Source organism: Koromonas soli (genome assembly GCF_059726265.1).
In genome coordinates, this window is sequence record NZ_AP040872.1 from 550,724 (window position 1) to 574,739 (window position 24,016).

General features: G+C 58.7%; 18 protein-coding genes. 16 read left to right on the forward strand and 2 right to left on the reverse strand.

Translation table 11 applies throughout. The features are described from left to right. Window positions 1-9: 9 nt before the first annotated feature. Window positions 10-933 (reverse strand): substrate-binding domain-containing protein, encoded by a 924-nt coding sequence (locus tag AC6IY8_RS02400; protein ID WP_497777093.1) that lies wholly within the window; start codon window positions 931-933, stop codon window positions 10-12. 238 nt (window positions 934-1,171) lie between these two features. Then, window positions 1,172-2,683: an aldehyde dehydrogenase family protein gene (locus AC6IY8_RS02405; protein WP_497777094.1), complete on the reverse strand. Its 1,512-nt coding sequence runs from the start codon at window positions 2,681-2,683 to the stop codon at window positions 1,172-1,174. A 474-nt stretch (window positions 2,684-3,157) separates the two neighbouring features. Between AC6IY8_RS02405 and AC6IY8_RS02410 the strand changes: the two genes are divergently transcribed. The 16 genes from AC6IY8_RS02410 (at window position 3,158) to thiE (ending at window position 23,974) form a co-directional block, all read left to right on the forward strand. After that, window positions 3,158-4,219: a rod shape-determining protein gene (locus AC6IY8_RS02410; protein ID WP_497777095.1), complete on the forward strand. Its 1,062-nt coding sequence runs from the start codon at window positions 3,158-3,160 to the stop codon at window positions 4,217-4,219. Between the two features lie 141 nt (window positions 4,220-4,360). After that, a complete protein-coding gene (gene mreC, locus AC6IY8_RS02415) occupies window positions 4,361-5,686 on the forward strand; it encodes a rod shape-determining protein MreC (RefSeq protein WP_497777096.1) in 1,326 nt (441 codons plus the stop codon). A gap of 11 nt (window positions 5,687-5,697) precedes the next feature. Next, a complete protein-coding gene (gene mreD / locus AC6IY8_RS02420) occupies window positions 5,698-6,210 on the forward strand; it encodes a rod shape-determining protein MreD (protein ID WP_497777097.1) in 513 nt (170 codons plus the stop codon). A gap of 25 nt (window positions 6,211-6,235) precedes the next feature. Continuing rightward, the gene (gene mrdA / locus AC6IY8_RS02425; RefSeq protein ID WP_497777098.1) at window positions 6,236-8,383 is read left to right on the forward strand and encodes a penicillin-binding protein 2; all 2,148 of its coding nucleotides are present in this window, start codon (window positions 6,236-6,238) and stop codon (window positions 8,381-8,383) included. Next, window positions 8,380-9,471, forward strand: coding sequence for a rod shape-determining protein RodA (rodA, locus tag AC6IY8_RS02430; RefSeq protein WP_497777099.1), 1,092 nt, complete (start codon window positions 8,380-8,382; stop codon window positions 9,469-9,471). The genes mrdA and rodA overlap by 4 nt, the downstream gene beginning before the upstream one ends. Before the next feature lie 628 nt (window positions 9,472-10,099). After that, window positions 10,100-13,468 carry an Rne/Rng family ribonuclease gene (locus tag AC6IY8_RS02435; RefSeq protein WP_497777100.1) on the forward strand — a complete coding sequence of 1,123 codons (3,369 nt, stop codon included), beginning with the start codon at window positions 10,100-10,102 and terminating at the stop codon, window positions 13,466-13,468. A 643-nt stretch (window positions 13,469-14,111) separates the two neighbouring features. Then, on the forward strand, window positions 14,112-14,345 hold the full coding sequence (locus AC6IY8_RS02440; RefSeq protein WP_497777101.1) for a helix-turn-helix domain-containing protein: 234 nt from the start codon (window positions 14,112-14,114) through the stop codon (window positions 14,343-14,345). A 14-nt stretch (window positions 14,346-14,359) separates the two neighbouring features. Further along, window positions 14,360-15,421 carry a type IV pilus assembly protein PilM gene (pilM, locus tag AC6IY8_RS02445; RefSeq protein WP_497777102.1) on the forward strand — a complete coding sequence of 354 codons (1,062 nt, stop codon included), beginning with the start codon at window positions 14,360-14,362 and terminating at the stop codon, window positions 15,419-15,421. After that, a complete protein-coding gene (locus AC6IY8_RS02450) occupies window positions 15,418-16,005 on the forward strand; it encodes a PilN domain-containing protein (RefSeq protein ID WP_497777103.1) in 588 nt (195 codons plus the stop codon). Before pilM ends, AC6IY8_RS02450 begins: the two co-directional genes overlap by 4 nt. A gap of 5 nt (window positions 16,006-16,010) precedes the next feature. Then, window positions 16,011-16,634, forward strand: a complete 624-nt coding sequence (locus tag AC6IY8_RS02455) for a type IV pilus inner membrane component PilO (RefSeq protein WP_497777104.1) — start codon at window positions 16,011-16,013, stop codon at window positions 16,632-16,634. 8 nt (window positions 16,635-16,642) lie between these two features. Further along, the gene (locus AC6IY8_RS02460; protein WP_497777105.1) at window positions 16,643-17,386 is read left to right on the forward strand and encodes a hypothetical protein; all 744 of its coding nucleotides are present in this window, start codon (window positions 16,643-16,645) and stop codon (window positions 17,384-17,386) included. A 105-nt stretch (window positions 17,387-17,491) separates the two neighbouring features. Next, window positions 17,492-20,173, forward strand: coding sequence for a type IV pilus secretin family protein (locus AC6IY8_RS02465; RefSeq protein WP_497777106.1), 2,682 nt, complete (start codon window positions 17,492-17,494; stop codon window positions 20,171-20,173). A 76-nt stretch (window positions 20,174-20,249) separates the two neighbouring features. Next, the gene (locus tag AC6IY8_RS02470) at window positions 20,250-21,326 is read left to right on the forward strand and encodes a M24 family metallopeptidase (protein WP_497777107.1); all 1,077 of its coding nucleotides are present in this window, start codon (window positions 20,250-20,252) and stop codon (window positions 21,324-21,326) included. A gap of 78 nt (window positions 21,327-21,404) precedes the next feature. Continuing rightward, the gene (gene accB, locus AC6IY8_RS02475) at window positions 21,405-21,872 is read left to right on the forward strand and encodes an acetyl-CoA carboxylase biotin carboxyl carrier protein (RefSeq protein ID WP_497777108.1); all 468 of its coding nucleotides are present in this window, start codon (window positions 21,405-21,407) and stop codon (window positions 21,870-21,872) included. Between the two features lie 105 nt (window positions 21,873-21,977). Beyond that, window positions 21,978-23,333, forward strand: coding sequence for an acetyl-CoA carboxylase biotin carboxylase subunit (gene accC / locus AC6IY8_RS02480; protein ID WP_497777109.1), 1,356 nt, complete (start codon window positions 21,978-21,980; stop codon window positions 23,331-23,333). Beyond that, window positions 23,330-23,974 carry a thiamine phosphate synthase gene (gene thiE, locus AC6IY8_RS02485; RefSeq protein WP_497777110.1) on the forward strand — a complete coding sequence of 215 codons (645 nt, stop codon included), beginning with the start codon at window positions 23,330-23,332 and terminating at the stop codon, window positions 23,972-23,974. The genes accC and thiE overlap by 4 nt, the downstream gene beginning before the upstream one ends. Window positions 23,975-24,016 lie beyond the last annotated feature (42 nt).

Consider the following 24,016-nt stretch of genomic DNA (forward strand, 5'->3'; position numbering starts at 1 on the left):
GTGAATCACTTACGAGTGGGCCATCATTGTGCTGAAGGCGCGCTGGCCTTGCAGCTTTTCGATCGCAGGGAAAGAGGAGACCGTGCCCACGGTCTTCTCCGGTATCGTTTCGCCGCGGAGAGCTTTGGCCAGCAGTTCCATCGCAATGCCCGCATTGGGCGGCACGGCGATGGTGGCGGTGAGTATTCCGCGGCGTACCAGTTCCTGTCCGCCCGAAGGCAGACCGTCGCATCCGGTGATCGGCAGGCGCAGCCAGCTATCGCGTTCGGGGCCGCTGAGAGTGCTCTCAATGGCTTCGCGAACACCCAGGGCCATGGCGTCGTTCTGACAGATGATTGCCTTTACGCCGAGGCTGCGCGAGGTGCGGATGCCGAGCCAGTTTGCGATGCTGCGACGGGCATGACTCTGGGTCCAGTCACCCTTGAGGATCTTCAGCTCGATGTTGGCGGGCTTAGCGGAGAGCATGCCTTCGGTACGTAGACGCGCCGCGCCTCCAGTGGCAGGGCCCTCAATGTAAAGCACAACGCCGCCATCGGGCAGAAGAGCAGCGGCCTGCTGAGCCTCGACGCGCCCGATCTCGAAGTGATTGTTCGTCACCTCGAACTGTGTCGCTTTGGCCGTGCGCCGGAGCGACGAGATGTAGGTGGTCTCGTGATTGAGAATGCCCCAGATGACCCCGGAACTGGCGGCCAGCCGCGCAGCCGACTCCATGCTGGTGCCGACAGGCTCGGAAATGATCGCGTCATAGTGATGCTGCTTTGTCTGCAAGGCTCGCAATATCTGCTGGACCTGCAGGACGGCGTCGTTTTCGGCGTACTGAATGTCGAGTTGCAGACCGTGAGCACGCGCGGCTACTTGCGCCGCTTCTGCCTGTGCGCGCTGGTAGTCATTGTCATCGGTCGGAAAAGAAACCAGGACTTCGTGTAAGGCCATATTTCCCCATTCAAAGCCAAGTGTTTGCGCAGAAGTTCGCGCAGGCCGTCTTAGCGACCTTGGCACCCGGTCATGTAACTTTGCGTGTCGGCTAGTAAGTGTATTGCAGCAGGAGGTATTTACAAAGTTAAAGTGACCACGTGCGTGGTGACCTTTGTAACGTGAACACTGGATTGGAAGGAAAAGGCGCGGAGGGTGAATCCGCGCCTGATTTGCGTGAACGTTCTGGATGATGTGACTACTCGGGGCGGTCGATTTGGGCCTTTTGCAGGCGGTCGGAGTAATCGACATACACGGCTTTCCATTCGGTGTAGAAGTCGAAGGCTCCCACGCCACCTTCGCGATGGCCGTTGCCGGTCCGCTTTACGCCGCCGAAGGGCAGATGAACTTCCGCACCGATGGTGGGCGCGTTGATGTAGGTGATTCCGGCATCAAGGTCGCGAATGGCGTGGAAAGCGCGATTGACGTCGCGGGTGTAAAGGGCGGAAGAGAGTCCATACTTCACATCGTTGGCGATGGCAATTCCCTGTTCGAGCGAGTCGCAGGGAATGCAGGAGACGACGGGGCCGAAGATCTCTTCCTGCGCGATACGCATCTTGGGATCGACATCGGAGAATACTGTCGGCTCGATGAAGAATCCGTTGGCGTGATCGCCACCCTCAAGGCGATGGCCTCCACAGGCGAGACGCGCTCCCTCTTTCTGACCTATGTCGATGTAGCCGAGAACGGTGTCCAACTGCTGGCGATTGACAACCGGGCCGACATCGATGGATTCGTCGAGGCCGTTGCCGAGCTTCAGGAGCTTGGCGCGACGGACGAGTTCTTCGATGAAACGCTGGTAAACGCCCTTCTGGATGATGATGCGGCTGGTGGCGGTGCAGCGCTGCCCGGCGGTGCCAAAGGCTCCCCAGAGCGCGCCGTCGAGAGCCAACTCGAGATTGGCATCATCGAGAACGATCATGGGATTTTTGCCGCCAAGCTCGAGCGAGCAACGCTTAAAGGTGCGAGCGCAGCTCTCGCCGATAATGCGTCCGACCTCGCTCGATCCGGTGAAGGAGATGGCGCGGACCTTGAGATGTTCCATGAGCGGGGAGCCGACCTCGGAGCCGTGTCCGGTGACGATGTTGACCACTCCGGCGGGAACTCCGGCGTCGGTCAGGGCGCTGACGAAGTTGAAGACCGAGAGCGGCGTGTCCTCGGCAGGCTTGATGATGCAGGTATTGCCGGCAACGAGGGCGGGGAAGAGCTTCCACGATGGGATGGCCATGGGGAAGTTCCACGGGCAGATCATGCCGACGACGCCGACGGGATTGCGCGTACACATGGCGAACTTGTTGGGTAACTCGCTCGGCGTGGTGAGGCCGTACATGCGGCGGCCTTCTCCGGCAAAAAAGTATCCGCAATCGATGGCTTCCTGCACGTCGCCGCGCGTCTCCTTGATGACTTTGCCCATTTCGCGAGTCATGTCGCGGGCAAACTGTTCTTTCTTCTTCTCGATGATGGCTGCGGCTTTGGCAACGATTTCGGCCCGGCGCGGAGCGGGAACCATGCTCCATTTGGGGAATGCGGCATGGGCGGCCTCAATGGCCTGATTGACCTCGGCGGCCGAGGAGCGCTGGAAAACGCCAACGACATCGCGGGTGTCGGCAGGATTGCGGTTTTCGCAGGTGTTTCCGGAGGAGGCCGGAACCCATTTTCCATCGATGAAGTTTGAGTAGGTTTTAACGTCGGAAGCAGTGGTGGTGGGCATGCGATCCTCTCCGAGATGAAACGACCGGATATCGTAGTCGGGGGAGAGGCGGAGTGGCAAGGGGCGGGCTAGTTTGCGCTGTCGGGGAACTCAGCTTTCAGGATTTCAAGACAGTATCGACAGAGGATGAGATGTGCCGTGCGTGAAACAGTTCATGGCCCGACGACAGCTTGAAGCTAAGGTGATTGCGCAGGAAGAATTGATAAGCCGTCTTCGCAAATTTCAGAATAGGTTGAGGTTTGAGGTGAAATTTCTGAGAGCCGCGTTTTCGATGCGAGCGGAGTAGTAAGATAAGTGACTAGTCCCGGCTAGTGCTCTTATCGCATTGGTTCTGTATCGGCCTATCCGTATTATCTGAGTGAAGATCAACACTGATTTTTCTGGGCAGAGAGGGTAGGAGACAGTGAGGGCCCGCTTGGGTGTCCTCGCCGTGGACGAAATCTTTCTGTACGAAAAAGAGAGACAGCATAAAAGATGTCAAACAATGGCTTCCACACCGGCTCGCGATTCGGGAATTTGCGTTCTTTGTTCAGCATGTTCTCCAGCGACCTCGCAATTGACCTGGGCACGGCGAACACGCTTGTCTATGCACGAGGAAAGGGCATCGTAGTCAACGAGCCGTCCATCGTCGCGATCAACAAGAATACAAATGAAGTGGAAGCGGTGGGCAAGGAAGCCAAGGAAATGCTTGGCCGCACTCCGGGCAACATCGTCGCCATCAAGCCAATGAAAGATGGCGTGATCGCCGACTTCAAGATCACCGAAAAGATGTTGAACTACTTCATTCAGAAGGCGCACAACCGCAAGATGCTGGTGCATCCGCGAATCGTCATCGGCGTGCCGAGCGAGATTACGCAGGTGGAAAAGCGGGCGGTTATGGATTCGGCTTATCGCGCCAAAGCCAGCGAAGTGCACCTGGTGGAGCAGGCGATGGTGGCGGCAATCGGCGCAGGACTTCCGATTACCGAACCTAGCGGCAACATGGTGGTCGATATAGGCGGCGGCACCACGGATATCGCCGTGATTTCGCTCAGCGGCATCGTGTACTCGCGCTCGGTTCGCATGGCCGGCAATCAGATGGATGAAGCCGTGATGAACTATCTGAAGCGCAAATACAACCTGCTGATCGGCGAGCGCACGGCGGAACAGATCAAGATCGAGATTGGCTCAGGCTATCCTTTGGAAAAGCCACTGACCATGGAGATCAAGGGACGCAACCTGATCGAGGGCGTGCCGAAGACGATCACCATCGACGACAGCGAAATCCGCGAATCACTCAGCGAATGCGTGGGCACCATCATGAACGCCATTCGCGTGGCACTGGAGCGGACTCCTCCCGAACTGAGCGCCGACATCAGCGACCGTGGCATCGTGCTTACGGGTGGCGGCGCGCTGCTCAAGAACCTGGACAAGCGTATTCGCGAAGAGACCGGGCTGCCTGTTTCGATCGCCGACGATCCGCTGGCCAGCGTGGTTCTGGGTACGGGCAAAATGCTCAGCGACTTCAAACTCCTGCGCAAGATCAGTATCGAATAACAAACAAACAGCGGCCGGAGCGGTGCTCCGGCCTTGCAGTTTTCGGGCGACCATAGGTGGATCGCGGGCGCAAAGGTCCGCTCACCTGCGGAACCGAGCAGGAACTCTGGAAATCCGGTAGCATACTGAAATTCTGAACACATGAACTTTTTTTCGCGGCACAAGAACACGGTAGTTCTGGCGACAGTGCTGCTGGCTCAGCTCCTGGGGTTGGCCGTGCAGATTAAGCGCCAGACGGCGGAGGGCCCGGTGCGATTGATCCGGCTCGTGACCGTGAACACCATTGCGCCGTTTGAACGCTTTCTGATCTACACGGGTTCGAGTGTGCGCGGGGTCTGGTCGAACTACATCGATCTGCGCAATGTGCGGCGAGAGAATCAGGAACTGAGAGCTGAAGCCGAGCGCACGCGACTGGAGCGGGCGCGCGAGCAGGAAGATGCACGGCAGGCACGGCGCATCCAGGCATTGCTCGAGTTCAAGGAACAGTGGATCGACAAGACCGTGGCCGCGCAGGTGATCGGCACGAGCGGCAGCGAGAATTCGCGGCTCCTGTATTTGGATAAAGGTACGAAAGACGGAATCAAGGTCGATATGCCAGTGATCACGCCGGACGGCGTGGTGGGCAAGATTTTGAGCGTGTACGGCGAGACCTCGCAGGTGCTGATGATGAATGATCCGACGAGCGGCATCGGCGCGACGCTGGTGAATTCGCGTTTGCAGGGCATTGTGAAAGGCACGGCCGCCGGGCAGGTTCAGTTGAACTACATCATGGGTGATGAGCAGGTGCAAAAGGGCGAGGCGCTGGTGACCAGCGGTGGCGACCGCGTATTTCCGAAGGGCTTGCCAGTAGGCACGGTAGAAAGTGTGAGCCCCGGACGCAACCTGTTTCTTGATATCAAGCTGAAACCAGCTGTGAATCTTGACCGCATCGAAGAGGTGCTGGTGATCACCGAGCAGAAGATGCGCGCGCCGGATACGACGGGACTTGGCCCGATTCGCGCCTCGGACATTCTGGCGCAGCACTTGCCGGGTGTGCCGCAACAGCCGCCACAAAACGGAACACAGCCGAACGCCCCTGGACAGACGGCTCAGCAGGCCACGCCAACGACGCAAGGTGCGCCGAACGCGCAGGCTGGAACTGCAACGGGTACTCAGCAGGCCGCGCCAAGGCCGCAGGTTACTCCGGGAGCCCCCGGCGCTGCTCCCAAGCCGCAGGCCGCGACTCCTCAGGTGGCAAAGACTCCGGCGACAACCGTGGTAAGGACGGGGATGGCGGCGACGTCAGGCGCGGGTAGCAACGTTCCGGCGAAGACACCGGCGGGGAAGAACGCCACAGCGAACGGCAGCAATGGAACTGTAGCGAAGCCGACAACGCCCGCGAAACCGGCAACTCCGAAGGCGGTAAGCCCGGGAACCGGTGCGACAAAGCCGAAACCGGCGTCGGGCGAGGGGGCGAATCCACAGTGAAGAGCCTCTCGATGAGCTATACCTCGCGCGAACAGGTGGAGGTTTATCGCTTCTCCTGGCCTGTTTCGGTGGGAATGCCTTTGCTGCTGGTGGGATTGCAGGCATTTTTGCCGCTTCGGCTGCACTACTTCCGGATCTTTGATTTCGGGTTATTGCTGACGATCTTTTTCGCCGTTTCGCGGCGAAGCCAGTTGAGCGGAACGCTGACCGGTGCTGCAATTGGATTACTGCAAGATGGATTGACCGCCACTCCCTATGGCGTTTACGGAATCGCGAAGACGATTGTGGGTTATCTTGCATCTTCGATTGGGATCAAGATCGACGTCGAGAACCCGGGGTCGCGCTTCCTGCTGACGTTCGGTTTTTATGCGGTGCATCAGGCTGTGTTCGTGGGCGTTCAGAAAGCGTTGATGGGGCAGTCGATTCACCTGAACCTCGGGCACGAGGCGGGCGTCGCAGTTGCAAATTCGGTGATGGCAGTATTCTTGTTTTCGATGCTGACACGCTTCAAGATCAGAGATTAGAAAGCTTCCGGGTAGTAGCAATTTCATGTTGGGTCGCGAAGAAAAAGTTCCGTTAATCCGTCTGGCAATCGCCCAGTACGTCATCCTGTTCATCTTTGTGTTGCTGGTGTATGGACTGTGGCGTCTGCAGGTGCTTCATTCGGATTACTACGCGAGTATGGCGGAGCAGAACCGCGTGAAAGAGGTGCCAATCCTGGCGCCGCGCGGCAAGCTGCTGGACCGCGAAGGACGACCCATTGTCGATAACTATCCTTCGTTTTCGGCGCTGCTGCTGCGCTCGCAAGGGAAGATCACCGACGCCAACCTGGATGCCATCGCGGTGGGCTTGCATCTGGATGCAAACGAGCTGAAGGCGCGCGTAAAGCGCATGTCAGCCCTGCCGGGTTATCAGCCTATCTTCATCAAGTACGACATTACGCCGGACGAGCTGGCCTTCGTCGAATCGCATCGCAACGAGTATCCCGAGCTGGACACGATCACCGTGCATCGGCGCCTATATCCGAAGAACGGTTTCATGGCGCACCTGATCGGCTATGTCGGTGAAGTCAGCGAAGACATGCTGAACAATCCACGCTATGAGCTCTACAACCCCGGCGACGTGGTGGGACAGAGCGGCGTGGAAGCCGAATACAACGACATGCTGATGGGCAAGAATGGCTCGCGGCGCGTGCTGGTGAACAGCAAGGGCAAGGAAGTCGGCGAACTGAGCGATACTCCGGCGATTCCCGGCAAGCCATTGCAGTTGACCGTCGATCTCGATTTGCAGATCGCGGCCGAGGAAGCGCTGGGCGACAAACCCGGAGCCATCGTCGCAATGGACCCGAAGACAGGCGAGATACTTGCCATGGTCAGCCGACCGACGTTCGATCCGAATGCATTTGCCGTTCGCATCTCGTCGAAGGAGTGGACGAGCCTTGTTACCGATGAAGGCAAGCCGCTGCTGAATAAAGCGATCCAGGCCCAACTGGCGCCGGGCTCGGTGTTCAAGATCATCATGAGCGTGGCCGGTTGGCAGGAAGGGATTGCGCAGACTCTCCACGTAAACTGCGGCGGCGGAGCGTCGTTCTACGGACGCTACTTCAAATGCTGGGTCAAGGGCGCGCACGGTTCGGTCGATCTGACGAAGGGCATCTACCAGTCCTGCGACGTTTACTTCTATACGCTGGCCGAGCGACTGGGTATCGGGCGCATCGCGAAGTACGCAACTGAGTTCGGGCTGGGAAAGAAGACGGGAATCGACCTGCCGCAGGAAGTCAGTGGCGTCATCCCGAGCGAAGAATGGAAGCTGAAGAACTTCCGCCAGAAGTGGTTTGCGGGCGAGACGATCTCGGTAGGCATCGGACAGGGCGCGGTGGCTACGACTCCGGTTCAGTTGATTCGTGCTATCAGTGCGATCTCCACCGGCGGACACCTGGTGCGTCCGCATGTGGTCTTCCCGGACAAGGTGCCGCAGACGTATCAGGTTGCTCTGCACTACACGGATACAAAAGACATTCCGATTGATCCCGCAGGATTTGAGACTATTACCGACGCGATGGGGCAGGTGTTGCTGCCGCAAGGTACGGCACCAAGCGCACACATTCAGGGAATCGACATCGCGGGCAAGACCGGTTCGGCGCAGACGATTTCAAATGCTCTGAAGGCCCGGATGTCGAACAAGGCCGCGTACAAAGATAACGGCTGGTTCGTCGGCTTCACGCCACGGCGCAATCCGGACATCGTGGTTTGCGTGCTGTTTGAGGGCGGCGAGCACGGACGACTGGCGGCGCGACTGGCGACCCAGGTAATCAAGGCCTACGTGGCAAAGAAGAACCATCAGCAGATCGAGCACATTAAGCCTCCGACGGATGAAGCGACTCCGGGTGAGCAAACGCCCGAGACGCCTCCGCAACCTGCTCCTGCCGATGGCAAGCCTACGCTGGTCACCGGATTGTGGAGCGATGGCGGCGAGGAGTCAGGACATTTCCAGGCAGCACGGTTCGATGCTGGCGTGGCACGTCCAGGGTTCCACCGCGTAGTTGCCGCGCCGGGAATGGAACAGTTTGCGCAAAACGAGGTTCCGCAGCAAAGCAAGGTTCCCCATCGCAAGCAGCATGGGCGCTCGTGGCATGACCTGCCCGGAGTGGTAGCCGCCCTGCCTGAGCCGGCATGGCGGATGGGAGGCGAGCGATGAGCCGCTACGTACGATTCCGCGATTTCGATTGGGTGCTGCTGATTTTTGTGCTCATAATCTGCATGCTTGGCGTGTCGGAGATCTATTCGGCGACGCTGCACACGAAATTCGAGGGCATGCACGTAAAGCAGGTGTACTGGATCATCGCCGGTCTAGTGCTGATGTTCATCATGAGTCTGGTGAACTACCAGGAACTGCTGGAATATGTGCCATGGATGTACGGCTTCAGTCTGGTATCGCTGGTTGCGGTGCTGATCTTCGGCAAGAAGTACCTTGGCGCGCGGCGCTGGATCGACTTCAAGGTCTTCCATTTCCAGCCGTCGGAATGGGTGAAGCTAATCCTTATTCTGACTATGGCGAAGTACTTTGCTGATTACAGAGAAAACGATCTGCCGTTTCGTGAGTTGGTGAAAGCCGGGTTGGTTGTGCTATTCCCCATGCTGCTGGTCCTCAAGCAGCCCGACCTCGGAACATCGCTCACCTACGTTCCGATTGCCATCATGGCGCTCGCCTTGGGAGGCATGCGCCCCAAGCACGCGATGATCATGCTTGTGGTGGCGGCGGTCCTTATGCCGGCTATGTGGAAGTGGGGGTTGAAGCCTTACCAGAAAGAACGGCTCTCGACTTTCGTTGAGCCGGAGGCGGATTCGAAAGGTTCGGGATACCAGGTCATTCAGTCGCTCGTCGCCGTTGGATCGGGTGGAGTGTGGGGCAAGGGTGTAGCTAAAGGCACCCAAACGCAGGGCCAGTTCCTTCCGGTGCCGCATACCGACTTTATCTTCGCCGCCTGGAGTGAAGAGCACGGGTTTGTGGGCGCGCTCGCGGTAATGCTGTTATACTTCGGGGTGTTGATGCGTCTGATTCACGACGCTCAAACGGCGCCTGACCGGGCCGGGGTCTTCCTGATTATGGGAGTGGTCGCGGTGCTGGCGTTCCACGTTTTGGTAAACGTGGGGATGGTTGTGGGATTCATGCCCGTGACGGGCATTCCACTTCCATTGATGAGTTACGGTGGATCGTCAACCATGTTTATGTTCCTGGCGCTGGGCATCGTGATGAATGTTCGTATGCGCCGGTTCGTAAATTAGGCTGGCGGGCAGAGCGCGCGGAGGCTCCGGAACCACGGTGGTAACCGCTGCGTCCGAGTAAAGCCTTGAACAAAAGCGAGGCTAGCGGAAAAGAAATCTTTGCAAAATCCCGTGAGATCCGCCGGAATCAGGCGGGGGGAATGGGTCTTCGACGGGGAATGTCGAGGCTTTTGGCGGGAGATGTATCCGCCGCTTACAGAGTTGAAAGGCCCTCGAATGGGAGGGTACAGCCGGCAACTGAGGTTCTGAGGCCGGTCAGGATTGAAGAATTGCGCGACCTACGGGCAGGGAACGGCCCCATTCCACACTCCAGGGTACCCGGAAGGCGGAAGAGAAGTGGCCACAAACCCCATAGGGAGCGCAACCGCGACCAGGTGCAATAGACCTGGGGAGAACGGAATCGGTGCATAGGTTCTCATCAAAAGCAGCTGAATCCCCGAACGGCGCAGAGCGTCACGGCGGAACCAGCGGCATGATCCCCTCAAAGCAGTTGAGCGGGCGAACTTCGCTTCGCGCCCCGGCATAATGCCGGAGGTGCGACTTGCGCATTGATTTTCAAAACTGACTGCCCTGCCTTCATGCTTCCGGCTGACAACAGCCTGCTCACGCGAGCAGGCCGGGAGCGAAAATGAACAAAGAACTTTACGTTTCGACCACGCCGCACGAAACCAAGGTGGCGCTGGTGGAAGACGATCAGCTCGCAGAGGTGTATTTCGAACGCGAGAACGAGTACACCCTGGCTGGATCGATTTACAAGGGCCGTGTCACCCGTGTGCTGCCCGGCATGCAATCGGCCTTTGTCGATATCGGACTCGAACGCGATGCGTTCCTCTACGTTTCCGATTTTCTTGAACTTCAGGACGAAGAAGAAGACGGCGAATTTGGCGAAGTAAAGGTGACAGGATCAACACTGGCGCAGGCTAATGGAATGATCATCACCGAGCCTCAGGAAGCCGAGGAAGAACCTGCTGAGGAAGCAGAGGAAGAAGCTTCCGGTGAGGGCGATGCCGCCCAGGGCGAGTCCAGAGATGGCGCGCCGCGCTGGCGTGGCCGCCGCCGTCGTCGTGGAAGACGCGGCGGGCGTGACCGCATGAACGGTGACCGCCAGCAGGAAGCACAGCCGCAGGGCAATGTTCCTGCGCAGGTTGGGGAAACGGAAGTTGAGGACTCGGTCGAACCGGAAGAGCAGCCTGGCCGTCAGCCCCGGAAACGCGAGTTGCGCGGATTTGAGCCGCGCGGCCTGGTTGTTCACGGACTGGCGCGCGCGGTGGACGACACCGAAGAAGCCGAGACTGAAATCGCAGCGGAATCCGAAGCGGAAGTGAGTGATGTTCCTGCGCAAGCGGTGGCCGAAGAAAAGCCCGCAGCCACGGCCTATGCTCCGATCCTGCTGCCGGGCGAATCGATTTCGAAGTACAACAAGCCCGGCGATGGAACAACCGTTCCTACAGTCGAGTCCACAACCAGCGAAGAACCCGAACGCTATAGCCGTCGTGATCGTGACCGTGATCGCGGAGGACGCGGCCGCCGCGGAGAGCGCGACCGTGATCGTGGCCGTGGACGTGATCGCGAACCGCGTGAACCACGTGAACCGCGCGAGCGCGAGAGCTTCGTGCTGCCCGAGAATTACACTCCGATCGTTCTTCCGGGCGAATCGATCTCGAAGTATCGCGGAGTAGAGCCGGTCTCCATCCCCGAAACGGTAGAGCCAGTCGACGCGCCGGAAGCTGTTGCCGAGGTTGAACCGCATACCCCAATTTCTGAGCCTGTGGTAGAGAAGCCCGAGCCCAATCCGGACGAGCCCTTGAGCAGCGCGAGCTATTCGGGCGCGAGCGGATTACCTTCGCTGACCCAGCGCCGCGACCCGGTGGTGGAAGAGGTCGAAGAAGAGCCGATTGCTGAGCTGACGCAGGAAGCCATGCAGCAGCCAATGCTCGGAGAGACTGCCGCCGCATTGCCCACCGTGTTCACCAGCGATCAGACGACGGTCTCGACCACGCCTGAGTCCCACGAGCCCATTGAGGTTCCGCAGGAGGAGACTGAGGCCCCTCAGGCCAAGCAGGAAGATGTTCAGCATCCCGTAGCAGAGGCGGCACGGTCCGAACAAGCGTCGATTGGCGAAATTCCGGCAGAGACAGTGCAGGCCGAAGAGTCTCCCGCAGCGGAAGCGGGCGCGACGGCAGAGCCTGAGACGAAGCGCGGTGGACGCCGCACGTGGCGTGACCGGGTTTCGAAGATTTTTGGCAATACCTCGGAAGAGCAAGTTGAGCCTGCAGCCGAAAACGCTGACGCGAAGACGGAAGCCGAGCAGCCTTCGACGGCTGAGGCGGCGCCGAAGGCCGAGTCGAAGCCTTCGTATGAGAGCCAGTTCGGAAGCTTTGTCATTGAGGGTGGTCACGTCGAGCATGAAGAACTCGATGCTGACGAAACCGAAATGCCGGGATTGACCGAGCATCGCGACCGCTACGAAGAAGGCGATGGCGATGAAGAAATCGAGGACGGCAATGGTTCGCAACTCGGGACCGCCGTTCGCGAGAGCGACGAAGAAGAGGCTCTCGATGAGGAAGAGTACGACTTCGAAGGCGAAGAGTTTGAAGAGTCTGAGCTAGTTGCCGGTGATGCGGCGGAAGAATTGGAAGGCGAAGAGCAGGAAGAAGCTGAGCCTGCCGAAGCCGCTGCGGTTCAGGAGCCCGGACGTCAGCGCGAGCGCTTCGACCGTCGCGAGCGCCGTGGCCGCCGTGGTGCCCCGCAGCAGCGTGGCAGGATGCGTCCGCGGCAGCAGTCGCGCGCGGTGCCTCTCATCAGCGAACTGCTGAAGGAAGGCCAGGAGATCCTCGTTCAGATTGCCAAGGAGCCCATCGGCAAGAAGGGTGCGCGCATCACCAGCCACATCGCGCTGCCCGGCCGCTTCCTGGTGTACATGCCGACGGTGAACCACATCGGCGTCTCGCGCAAGATCAGCAGTGAAGAAGAGCGCCAGCGTCTGAAGAGAATCGTTTCCAGTGAACGTGAAAACGGACACGGAGGCTTCATCGTTCGTACGGCGGCAGCCAACATCAAGGAAGATGAACTGCGCGCCGATATTCGCTTCCTGAAGCATCTGTGGACCGAAATTCGCACTCGCGCAGAGTCTAGCAAGAGCCCGGCGCTGATCTACCACGACCTGAATCTGGTCGAGCGCATTTTGCGCGACCAGGTCACGAGCGACTTCTCGCAGATCTGGGTGGATAACGAATCCGAATACGAGCGCGTGGTGCGTTTCGCATCGCGCTTCCAGCCAAACCTGGTGCGTCGCATCAAGCTCTACACCAAGGACATGCCGCTGTACGAGCAGTTCGGCATCAACGAGGAGATCAACAAGAGCCTCAAGTCCAAGGTGTGGCTCAAGAGCGGCGGCTACATCGTCATCAACCAGACCGAAGCGCTGGTGGCGATCGACATCAACACAGGCAAGTACGTCGGCAAGACTGCACGCCTGGAAGACACGATCGTCAAGACCAATTGCGATGCCGTAAAGGAAATCGTGCGGCAGATCCGGTTGCGCGACCTCGGCGGCATCATTGTCGTGGACTTCATTGACATGGACGAGCGCAAGAATCGCCAAAAGGTGATGCAGGCGCTGGAAGAAGCGATGAAGGCCGACCGCGCGCCATCGAAGATTCTTCAGTTTAATGACTTTGGACTCGTGGCAATCACGCGCAAGAGAGTCAAGCAGTCGCTCGAGCGCACGCTGGGTACTCCTTGCCCGTATTGCGATGCCACCGGCTTCGTAAAGTCGGTGCAGACGGTCTGTAACGAGATCTACGTCGAAATGCGCAAGATGCGCCGCCACATCGAGAGCAAGGAAGTCATCCTCAGGGTGAACCCCGAAGTCGCCAAGGAACTGAAGGCGGGGAAAGCGACATGGCTGCAGGAGATGGAAGAACTGATCGGACATCCCGTGCTGATCAAGAGCGATCCGCTGCTGCATCAGGAGCAGTTCGACATGAACTACTAGAGCGCTCGGAAAGCCCCGAGAGCACGAGAGCCCGCCTCATCACAGGCGGGCTTTTCTTTGCCGCAACAAAAGGGGCCGGACTCAAAAGTCCGGCCATGAATGATTGCACAGGATAAAGACAGTTCAATTCTAGCCAAATCCGGCGCGATTGTCGCGTCCACGAGGTGCTCCCAGCGCAGAGAATCCAGTTTGGTACTGGCGTGGGAAATGCGGCTTCTTTGGCGCGAGGCACGAGCCCGCATGAAAGCAAAGTACCCGGAATACGTGTCTGAGTTCCGACTACCCACGAACGTTCGTAACTCCTTGGAACTACGGCACGCATCGTTTTACTAACTGCCCCATGATGTTGTGGTGTATGTTCGATTCAGCTACAAAGAATTGCGAATTGGATCAGGTCTGCGGCCGAAGTTGAGCCGAATACACCCGGTTTCTTCCGGGTTTTGCCGGAAAACTAGGTTGACTCGGGCACCAGCAACTCTGCTATAAACCAGCGAAGCGACCCGAATTCTGACGAAGCAGAGTAGTTGGACAAGAAGAGTTCGGTTGCGCCACGGTGTTAAGGCCTTGCTTAGTTCCCGAGCCTTGTACAGGCCGAAACGGCAAGATCGGTGGATTGAGCTTCGGCTTTGAAGGGACAAGACCTATGTCCGATTCGCCTGAGGTAATGAACATTCGGCAAGCGTCGGCGTACCTGGGCGTGAGCCCCGATACGCTCTACAAGTACGTGTCCGAAGACAAAATACCGGCTTTCAAGCTGGGCAACCGCTGGAAGTTCAAGAAAGCACTGCTCGACCGCTGGATGGAGCAAAAAAGCAGCGGGGGCGAGGGAATGCTGAAGAAAAAGCCGCGGGCGGTTCGTGCAACTGCGGTGAGGTAACGAGGGCGTCCGCTATGTTGGGTTCTCTTTTTGGTTCAAACAAAACGATTGTTGGCCTGGACATCGGGTCCAACAGCATCAAGGCCGTCGAACTGCAGCGAAGCCGCGGCGAGATCTCGGTCAGCCATCTCGGAATAGAGCCGCTGGCCAGCGATATTGTCGTGGACTCCATGATTGTGGATAGCGGCAGCGTGGCCAGCGCCATCAGCAAGATCTTTGCCGAGCAGGCATTCAAGGGCAAACAGGTCGCCACCTCGGTCAGCGGACACTCGGTGATCGTCAAGAAAATCTCCATGCAGACCATGGACGAGCCGGAACTGGGCGAGGCCGTGCGCAATGAGGCTGCGCAGTACATTCCGTTCGACATGTCGGATGTGAATGTCGACTACCAAGTCCTGAGCAGCAGTCTCGATGGCCCGACGATCGATGTCCTGCTGGTGGCGGTGAAGAAGGACAAGATCCTGAACTACACCAACGCGCTGCAGCTTTCAGGACGCCAGCCAGCCATTGTCGATATCGATGCCTTTGCCATCCAGAACTGCTACGAGTACAACTACGATCCCGCGCCGAACTCCACGGTGGCACTGCTGAACATTGGTGCCACGGTGATGAACATTAATATCGTGCGGGGCCGGGTGCCATTGTTCACCCGCGACGTGAGCGTGGGCGGCAATCAGTACACAGACTCGCTGCAGAAGGAACTCGACCTGAGTTTCGATGACGCTGAATCGCTGAAGCTGGGACGCAAGATTGGAACCGTCAGCGAAGACGCCAAACTGCCCATCCTGCAGCAGGTGACTGAAATCATCGTCCTCGAGATCCAGAAGACGTTTGACTTCTTCCGCGCAACCGCCAGTGGTGAGCACATCGAGCGCATTTACGTAAGTGGCGGCTCGTCGCAGGTTCCCGGGTTGCTGGAAGCTCTGCGCCAGGAGTTCTCGATTCCTGTGGATCCGATGAATCCGTTCCAGAAAATCGTGCCGCCAATTGGCGAGGGCGCGGACCTGATCGAGCGCAACGGTTCGCAACTGGCCGTGGCTGTGGGCTTGGCTTTGAGGAGCTTTGAAAAACTATGATCCGGATCAATCTGCTGGGCACGGCAAAGCCGAAGAAAGGGAAGGGACGGCGTCGACTGTTCGTGATGCCGCAGATCACGACCGATGGGCCTTCCCCGTTGATTACAGGACTTGCACTTCTGGTGGTGACCGGCGCTGGGTTGTACCTGTATCACATGAAGTTGCAGAGCACGCATGAGCATCTGCAGACGTCGATTGCGGAAGCCGATGCAAATATCGCCTCGATGACCAAGATAAAACAGGCGTACCTGCAGCGGCAGAAGGAGTACGACGCCTTCAAGCGGCGCTTCGATGTGATCGATCAGTTGCGCGCAGCCCAGGTTGGCCCGGTTCCGCTAATGGCCAATATCAGTTCCACGGTCAACAACACCGATGGCGTCTGGCTGCTGAACATGCGTGACGATGGCGCCAACGTATCGCTCGATGGAGTGGCGCTGGCTCCAAACTCGGTCGCCAATTTAATGACGAACCTGCGGCGCTCGGGATACTTCAAGAACGTCGAGTTGCACGAAACCGTTCAGGAAGACAATCCGAAGATCCAGACATACAGCTTCAGCCTGGTTTGCGAAAAGTCGAAGGCGTAAACGTCATGACGAATTTCAAAGAACTGCCTTATCTGGCACAAATCGGAATAGTGGCGGGCACCATCGTTCTGCTGGCGGCAGGTGTATTCATGTTTGCGCTTCAGCCGCTGGCCAAGGCCAATGAGGCTGACTCGCTAACACTGAAGAGTAAGCAGGCCGAGGTTGCGCAACTGGCACCGTATCGCACGAAGCTGGCGGAACTGAACTCGCAGACCGCGGCCCTGCAATTGCAGATCGAAGCACAGCGCAAAATCGTTCCGGAAGAGAAGGAAGTTCCTAGCTTCATCTCGATGGTGCAGAACGAGGCTGTTGCCTCAGGTGTAGAAGTTCGCCGTTACACGCCGAAAGATACAGCCACCAAGGAATACTACGTCGCGGTGCCGTTCGAGATCGATGTCGATGGGCCGTACTACTCGGTGTTGAACTTCTTCGATCGCCTCCAGAAGTCGGAGCGAATCGTGAACGTGGACAAGCTCACGATGGCCGCTCTGAAAGGCGGCAAGCAGGCTGCCAAGAAGAGTTATCACTGGGCACCGAATGAGACGGTCGGGGCAAGCTGCCTTTTGACAACGTTCTATAGCAACTCAAAGGGCGCTGCGCCTGCGCCGGCACCCGCGGCTAAGAAGTAGGAGGAGCCATGAGAAGCAGCAGATTGATTCTTGCATTGTGGCTGAGTGCAACGGCTCTGGCTCAGACCGCGCCGCCAAAACCGCAGGCGCATCCTCCGGTCTCGGCACCGGCCAAGCCTCCAGCAGCGACGGCGAAGCCCTCAGCGACCGCACCCAAGCCCGCGCCTGTGTCGACGAAGCCTGCACCGGTTCCGGCGAAACCAGCCCCGGCGGCTGCGAAATCGGCACCGATGCCTCAAGCGAAAGCTCCGGCAGTAAATGCTCCTGCAAAGCCGGTCGCGACGCCAGTAGCTGCTCAGAAGCCTGCGGCGATTGCGCCGGAAAAGAGCAAGAAGCCAAGCGCCGCTCAACCGAAAGTTGCGCGTCGTAAGCATGTTGTCAGTGCAATTGCTCTTGCAATACCGAAGGCTGCGACCCCGAAGACTGTGACGCCCGTAATTCGCGGCAAGCGCGATCCGTTTGTCAGTCCGATTCTGGAGCGACAGATCGGAACCCCGTGCGTTGGGACAGGGCGCAAGTGCCTGGCGGTTGGCGATATCACTTTACAAGGCGTGGTCAGTTCATCCAGCGGCTTGATCGCCGTTGTGGTGAATGGGAGCCGCACATATTTCCTGCGTGAACACGATCCGCTGGCCAACGGTGCCGTGGAGCGAATTACCCGGGATGCAATTGTTATGCGTGAGAGGTCGTCCGATGCGTTGGGACGTCCGGTCACGCGCGAAGTCACCAAGAGGATCGCGCCCGTAGTTTAGTTGAGGCCGCGAGATGGATTTGTAGAGATGAGCCCGGAAACTGGAAAGCACGTAACTGGGGAGGACGCGCGGAGCCTGGTGACAGGATTCGCGGGGAGAGCCACGATGAAGTGTAAGCGACTGCTCACGGTAGGACTGATGGCGCTGCTTAGCGCCGGCATGGCGATGGCTTCGCAATTGAACCAGGTGCAGGTGACTCCCACGGCCACGACGGCTGTGGTGAACCTTCGCACTACTGGCTCTTTTGCTCACAAAGAGTACCGGCCAAGCGACCACATGGTGCTGATCGATCTCACCGGGGTCAACGCCGACAAAGCCATCGAGCGTACGGCCACGGTCAGCTCGGGCGTGCTCAAGGGATACAAGATCACCGACTACACCAGCGCGTCCGGTTCGCAGGTAACTCGTCTCGAGTTGACCGTTGGCGACGGTGTCGGGGTTGAGGTCATGGACCGCAGCGACGGGCTTCAGATCAACCTGAGCTCGAACGGCGCGACTGTGTCTGGAACGCATGCGGGCGTGTCCTCGGCAGCCAGCTCCTTCACCATCGCGCCCGCTCCGAAGCCGACCGTAAAGCCGGTGGATGTTGCCAAGGCGGCTCCGGCGGTGAATGCTCCGGTGGCGAGTGCGCAGTCACCCACTACAATCCGCAACATCAGCGTGCAGCGCGGAAGCAGCTCGGTGGATGTCATCATCGAGGGACCAAACAGTGCAGCCCCGTTCCTGATCGAGGACCCGGATCGTCTGGTGATCGACTTCCAGAATGCGGTCGCGAAATCCACGTTGAAGACTGTTTCGGTCCACACAAAGGACGTTCGGCAGGTGCGCGTTGGCCGTTATCAGGCTGAGCCGCCGGTCACCCGTGTCGTGATTGATCTGAACGGACCTCGTACCTTCGAAGTATTGCCATCCTCCAAGCAAGTGATCGTGCGCGTGAAGACGGACGAGTCTGCAAGCGTGGCTCCAAAGCCTGCACCGCTCCCAGCCTTGGCTTCTGCAAATGTTCCGGTCATCGGGGCAGGAAGCACGACAGCTCCGGCCAGCGACAACCATGCTGCAGTTGCCAGCGCCACGCGAAGTGCCGAAGTGAAGGATGCGGTGTTGAGCGCTCCCAAGCCGCTCGTCACTGAGCAGGAAGCGCCTAAATCGGTGGCCGCTGCCGAGCCCCCGTCGCCCAAAGATACGCCTGTGGTCGAACCGAAGCCTGTAGCTATTCCTGCGCCGGTCGAAACAGCTTCGGTTGTTGCCGCTCCGGTCGCGACGCCTTCTCCTGCGGCAGCACCTGTGACCGCAGCGGCAGCACCTGTAACTGCTCCAACGCCGACAGTGGTGGCCAGTGCAGCTCCGGTTGCTCCGGCACCCGTCGCACAAGCGCCTCAGGTGCGTGACACGATGATTCGTGATCCGCGGACGCGGGCAGGGATCGCCGCTGAGACTTTGGCCTCCACCCCGCTACGCGACCAGGACATGGCGCGCCTTTCGACGCCCGATGCTCTGACAAACAACAACAAGACGACACCCCTCGCGCAGACGAAGTACACGGGCGAGCCCATTTCGGTGAACCTGAAGGATGTCGATCTACGCGATTTCTTCCGCCTGATTCATGAAATCAGCGGACTGAACATCGTCCTCGATCCCAACGTGAGAGGAACTGTCACGCTCGTGCTCGATGACGTGCCGTGGGATCAGGCACTGGACATCGTATTGAAGAACAACTCGCTCGATCGCGAGCTACAGGGGAACGTGCTCCGCATTGCCGGCATTGACACGCTGCGCAAGGAGGCGGTGGACCGCCGCGCCCAGGCGGAAGCCGTGGCACTGGCCGTCGATCGTCAGACGATTACACGCTTCCTGAGCTATGCCAAGGCGAGGGACGTTGTACCTACCATCAAGAAGTTCATCACCGCGCGCGGCGACGTCATTTCGGATGAACGCACCAACGCTCTTATCATCTCGGACATTCCGAGCGTTCTGCCGAATTTGGATCGCCTGATTTCGCAGTTGGACCGCAAGAGCCTTGAGGTTGAAATTGAGGTGCGCGTAGTTTCCGCCACCCGCGCCTTCTCGCGCGACCTGGGCGTTCAGTTTGGCTTCAACTGGGGCAACGGAGTCACGACGATTGGCGGCTCGAACCCGAACGGTAGTTCGAGCAGTGGTTCGTCCTCAGGCAGCAGTTCGGGTTCGAGCGGCACCACGACAACCAGTACTGCCAGCAACGTGCCGCTGTTCTCAAACTTCCCTGTGAGCGGTGCGACCACTGGATTGTCGTTCAGCAACATTACTAAGACGTATGGAATCGACGCGATCCTGACGGCTGCTGAAAGCCACAATCTTGCCAAGATTCTGTCGCGTCCGAGGGTCGTGACGCAAAGTAACGTGAAGGCTGAGGTGAAGCAGGGCGTAAAGATCCCGGTTTACACGTCATCGACAGCAAACTCGAATGCCAGTGTGACGTATCTTGACGCGGTGCTGCGCTTGTCGGTCACCCCGCAGATCACGGCCGACAACACGGTATTCCTCAGCGTGGATGTGGAGAATACGCAGCCCGGCAACCTCATCAACAACAACTACGTCCTCACTACTCAGCAGGCGACGACGCAGGTGTTGGTGAACGACGGTGGCACGGTTGTCATCGGCGGAGTCATACAGACCTCGAACACGGTCAGCACTTCGCAGACTCCGCTTCTTGGCGACATTCCGTGGCTTGGCAACTTGTTCAAGCAGCGCACGGTCAAAACAGAAACGGATGAGCTGATCTTTTTCATCACTCCAAAAATCCAGAGCTAGCTTCGCTATCAGCATCTGGCAAAATGTGGGCTTCCGCGGAAGCCCACATTGCTTTTGAGCATTTACAATCATTTCGATGGACTTTCGACGGCGGCAAAAGAATCTCCGCGAACTGCTCGTGCGCCGCAAGGTGGACGCTCTTGTGGTTTCGCACATGCCCAATGTGCGCTATCTTTCTGGATTCACCGGTAGCGCGGGCGTCGTGCTTGCCGCCGAGCGGTTCCTGCTGTTTACCGATGGGCGGTATGCTGAGCAGGCCGCCGCACAGGTCGATGGTGTAAAGGTTTGCATCGCAAAAGGCAGCGCGCTCGCTGCCGCGGCGGAAGCCATCGTCAAGCTTGGATCGAAGCGGATTGGCATTGAGGCGGATCACCTGAGCGTAGCGCAGTTGAGCGCCTTCCAAGCTTCCCTCGGTAAGGGAATCAAAATTGTTCGTCTCTTCGGAACGGTCGAGGAACTGCGCGCAGTAAAAGATGCCGAGGAGATCCAGTTGGTTCGCAACGCGATCAGGCTTTCCTCGCAACTTTTCCGTCCGCTGCTGCGCTCAATGCGTCCGCAGACGGTCGAGTCGGCTGTGGCTGCGCGCTTGGAGTATATGGCTCGACGCGCCGGAGCGGAGAAGATGTCGTTCGAGACGATTGTTGCTTCCGGCGTGCGCTCCTCGCTGCCACACGGTGTAGCGTCTTCGGCCAAGCTGCCATCGTCGGGATTCGTGGTGTTAGACTACGGAGTTGTGCTGGACGGCTACTGCAGCGATATGACGCGAACTGTCCATCTTGCCAAGGCCCCGGCTGGAACCCGTGCGTTGTACACCGCCGTTCTGGAGGCTCAACTGGCGGCCATCAGCGCGGTGCTTCCCGGCGCGACGGCCGGAGAGGTTGACAAGGCGGCCCGGCAGGAGTTGAAGCGCACGAAACTCGATCGGTACTTCACGCATTCCACTGGACACGGCGTAGGGTTGGAGATACACGAACCACCAAGAATCGGGGCGGGCGGCGACACCGTATTACGTCCCGGCATGGTCATCACGATCGAACCGGGCGTTTACCTTCCGGGCAAGTGCGGAATTCGTATCGAGGATATGCTCCTGGTCACGGAGAACGGCTACGAAGTTCTGACCCCGGTCGGCAAAGATTTGATTGAACTGAACTAAATGCCCGATTGCCGGGCAAATCCTAGTAAAGGTGAAAGTCCAAACTGCGCCGCCTCTGTGCGACGCTTCTGGCAGCCAATGAATCAGAAAGAAATTAAAGAGCTGATCGACTTCCTTGTTGAGAAAGATATCGCTGAGTTTGAATTGGAGCGCGGCGAGATCAAGATTCGCGTAAAGCGCTCGCACGCCGTCATGACTGCCTATCCAGCGGCGCCTGTACCCATGCCCGCACCGGTGCCCGTGGCAGCTGCTCCTGCGGTTCACGCTCCTGCCGCTGCGGAACCGGCAGCCGAGAACGAAGCTGGCATTGAAATCATCAAGTCGCCCATCGTCGGAACCTACTACGAAGCCGCCTCTCCCGGCGCACCCGCGTTTGTGAAGGAAGGCGATACGGTCGCGCTTGGCCAGGTGCTCTGCATCGTCGAGGCCATGAAGCTGATGAACGAGATCGAATCCGAAGCAGCAGGACAGATCGTAAAGGTCCTGGTTTCCAACGGCCAACCGGTTGAGTACGGCCAGCCACTGTTCAAGATCCGTACGAAGTAAGCCGGAAGGCTAAGCCGTAGTTGGCGCATTCATCTTTGCGCACGCAGGCGCCGTCATTCGGCGCTTGCTGCATCTTCACCGGCCGGGCCAGGAGCACACTGAAACATGTTCAAAAAGATTCTGATTGCCAATCGCGGAGAGATTGCACTCCGCATCATTTGCGCCTGCAAGGAACTCGGCATCAAGGCCGTGGCCGTATATAGCGAGCCTGATCGTAACTCCCTGCACGTGCGCTTTGCTGATGAGGCGCTCTGCATTGGACCGGCACGTGCCGGCGAGAGCTATCTAAATATTCCGGCTGTCATCAGCGCTGCCAATATCGCCAACGTCGAAGCCATTCACCCCGGCTATGGCCTGCTGAGCGAGAACGCGAACTTTGCGCATGTCTGCGAGACTTCGGGGCTCAAGTTCATCGGGCCTCCGGCGGAAATCATCCGCATGATGGGTGAGAAGGATAAAGCGCGGCAGGCGATGAAGAGATGCGGCGTGCCGATTCTCCCCGGCTCCGATGGCGTTATCAGCAGCCCCGAAGAAGCGCTCAAGTGGGCCAAGGAAGTAGGCTTCCCGGTTATCGTCAAGGCTTCGGCCGGAGGCGGCGGGCGAGGCATGCGCGTCATCCGCTCGGCCGAGGAGTTGCCGCACATGTTCAACGCCGCGCACTCGGAAGCCGCGTCAGCCTTTGGCAATGGCGACCTCTACATGGAGAAATTCATCGAGCGCCCGCGCCACATTGAGTTTCAGGTTCTGGCCGACGAGCATGGAAACGTCGTCAGCCTAGGCGAGCGCGATTGCTCTATCCAGCGCCGCCACCAGAAACTGGTCGAGGAATCACCTTCGCCAGCCGTCTCGCCAGAGTTGCGCAGCAAGATCAACGGTATTCTCGAAAAGACGATGAAGGAGATCGGCTATGTCAACGCTGGCACGGTCGAGTTCCTCATGGACGAGAGCGGCAGCCTTCACTTCATCGAGATGAACACGCGCATTCAGGTCGAGCACCCGGTGACGGAGTTCGTCACCGACATTGATCTCGTGAAGAGCCAAATACTCATCGCCGCCGGAGCCATACTCCCCGACATCATCCATCACCCAATCGCTCCTCGCGGTCACGCGATCGAGTGCCGCATCAATGCTGAGCATCCGGAGAAGTTCACGCCTTCGGCGGGAAAGATCACGGTGTTCAACACTCCGGGCGGCAACGGCGTGCGCGTAGATACGGCACAATACCAGGAAGGCGTCGTGCCTCCGTACTACGACTCACTGATTGCCAAGCTGATCGTGCGCGGCAAGGATCGCAAGGAAGCGCTGGCGCGCATGAAACGGGCTCTCGACATGTTCATCGTTGAGGGCATTCACACCTCGATTCCGCTGCACAAGCGCATTCTCAACGAACCGGACTTCGAGGCAGGGAACTTCGACACCAAATTCATGGAACGCTTCATGGTAAAGAAGCAGGCGCAATGAAGCTGCCGCTGCTGTACCCGATCCTCGATGCCGATGTTCTCGGCGCTGCCGCGGCAGGCGGAAACCTGCTGCAGTGCGTCTGTCAGCACGCTCGCGAACTCGCCGAGGGCGGATGCACGGTGATGCAGTACCGCGCGAAAAATCTGAATGCCCGCGAAGCCTTGGCGCAGGCACGCGAACTGCGCCGTGTGCTTCCGGGCGTCACGCTGATCATGAATGACCGTGCCGACCTCTGCCTAGCGGCGGGGTTTGACGGAGTACACGTGGGGCAGGAGGATCTCTCGCCCGAAGGCGTGCGTATCGTGATTGGTGCCGAGCGCAAAGTGGGTCTCTCGACCCACAATGTTGCGCAGATGGCTGAGGCGCTGACCAAGCATGTGGACTATGTTGCCATCGGCCCGGTTTTCGCCACCGGAAGCAAGCTTAACCCCGATCCAGTGGTGGGTCTCGCTGGAGTGGAGGAGGCCAAGCGCTTGCGCGACGGCTCAGGCCAAGATATTCCCCTGGTCGCCATTGGTGGCATCACTCGTGAGAATGCCGCAGCCGTGCTGCGGGCCGGAGCTGATTCCGTGGCGGTTATCGGGGACGTTTGCCGCGCCCCGCGCGAATCGGCTAGGGAATTTTTTCGGCTGATGATGTAGAGTTCTCATCAAAGCTTTGAGAGCGGCTGGACGTTGGGGGCT

Coding starts and splice junctions, on each gene's coding strand:
- AC6IY8_RS02400 (WP_497777093.1), bottom strand. CDS start 933: ATGGCCTTACACGAAGTCCTGGTTTCTTTTCCGACCGATGACAATGAC.
- AC6IY8_RS02405 (WP_497777094.1), bottom strand. CDS start 2,683: ATGCCCACCACCACTGCTTCCGACGTTAAAACCTACTCAAACTTCATC.
- AC6IY8_RS02410 (WP_497777095.1), top strand. CDS start 3,158: ATGTCAAACAATGGCTTCCACACCGGCTCGCGATTCGGGAATTTGCGT.
- mreC (WP_497777096.1), top strand. CDS start 4,361: ATGAACTTTTTTTCGCGGCACAAGAACACGGTAGTTCTGGCGACAGTG.
- mreD (WP_497777097.1), top strand. CDS start 5,698: ATGAGCTATACCTCGCGCGAACAGGTGGAGGTTTATCGCTTCTCCTGG.
- mrdA (WP_497777098.1), top strand. CDS start 6,236: ATGTTGGGTCGCGAAGAAAAAGTTCCGTTAATCCGTCTGGCAATCGCC.
- rodA (WP_497777099.1), top strand. CDS start 8,380: ATGAGCCGCTACGTACGATTCCGCGATTTCGATTGGGTGCTGCTGATT.
- AC6IY8_RS02435 (WP_497777100.1), top strand. CDS start 10,100: ATGAACAAAGAACTTTACGTTTCGACCACGCCGCACGAAACCAAGGTG.
- AC6IY8_RS02440 (WP_497777101.1), top strand. CDS start 14,112: ATGTCCGATTCGCCTGAGGTAATGAACATTCGGCAAGCGTCGGCGTAC.
- pilM (WP_497777102.1), top strand. CDS start 14,360: ATGTTGGGTTCTCTTTTTGGTTCAAACAAAACGATTGTTGGCCTGGAC.
- AC6IY8_RS02450 (WP_497777103.1), top strand. CDS start 15,418: ATGATCCGGATCAATCTGCTGGGCACGGCAAAGCCGAAGAAAGGGAAG.
- AC6IY8_RS02455 (WP_497777104.1), top strand. CDS start 16,011: ATGACGAATTTCAAAGAACTGCCTTATCTGGCACAAATCGGAATAGTG.
- AC6IY8_RS02460 (WP_497777105.1), top strand. CDS start 16,643: ATGAGAAGCAGCAGATTGATTCTTGCATTGTGGCTGAGTGCAACGGCT.
- AC6IY8_RS02465 (WP_497777106.1), top strand. CDS start 17,492: ATGAAGTGTAAGCGACTGCTCACGGTAGGACTGATGGCGCTGCTTAGC.
- AC6IY8_RS02470 (WP_497777107.1), top strand. CDS start 20,250: ATGGACTTTCGACGGCGGCAAAAGAATCTCCGCGAACTGCTCGTGCGC.
- accB (WP_497777108.1), top strand. CDS start 21,405: ATGAATCAGAAAGAAATTAAAGAGCTGATCGACTTCCTTGTTGAGAAA.
- accC (WP_497777109.1), top strand. CDS start 21,978: ATGTTCAAAAAGATTCTGATTGCCAATCGCGGAGAGATTGCACTCCGC.
- thiE (WP_497777110.1), top strand. CDS start 23,330: ATGAAGCTGCCGCTGCTGTACCCGATCCTCGATGCCGATGTTCTCGGC.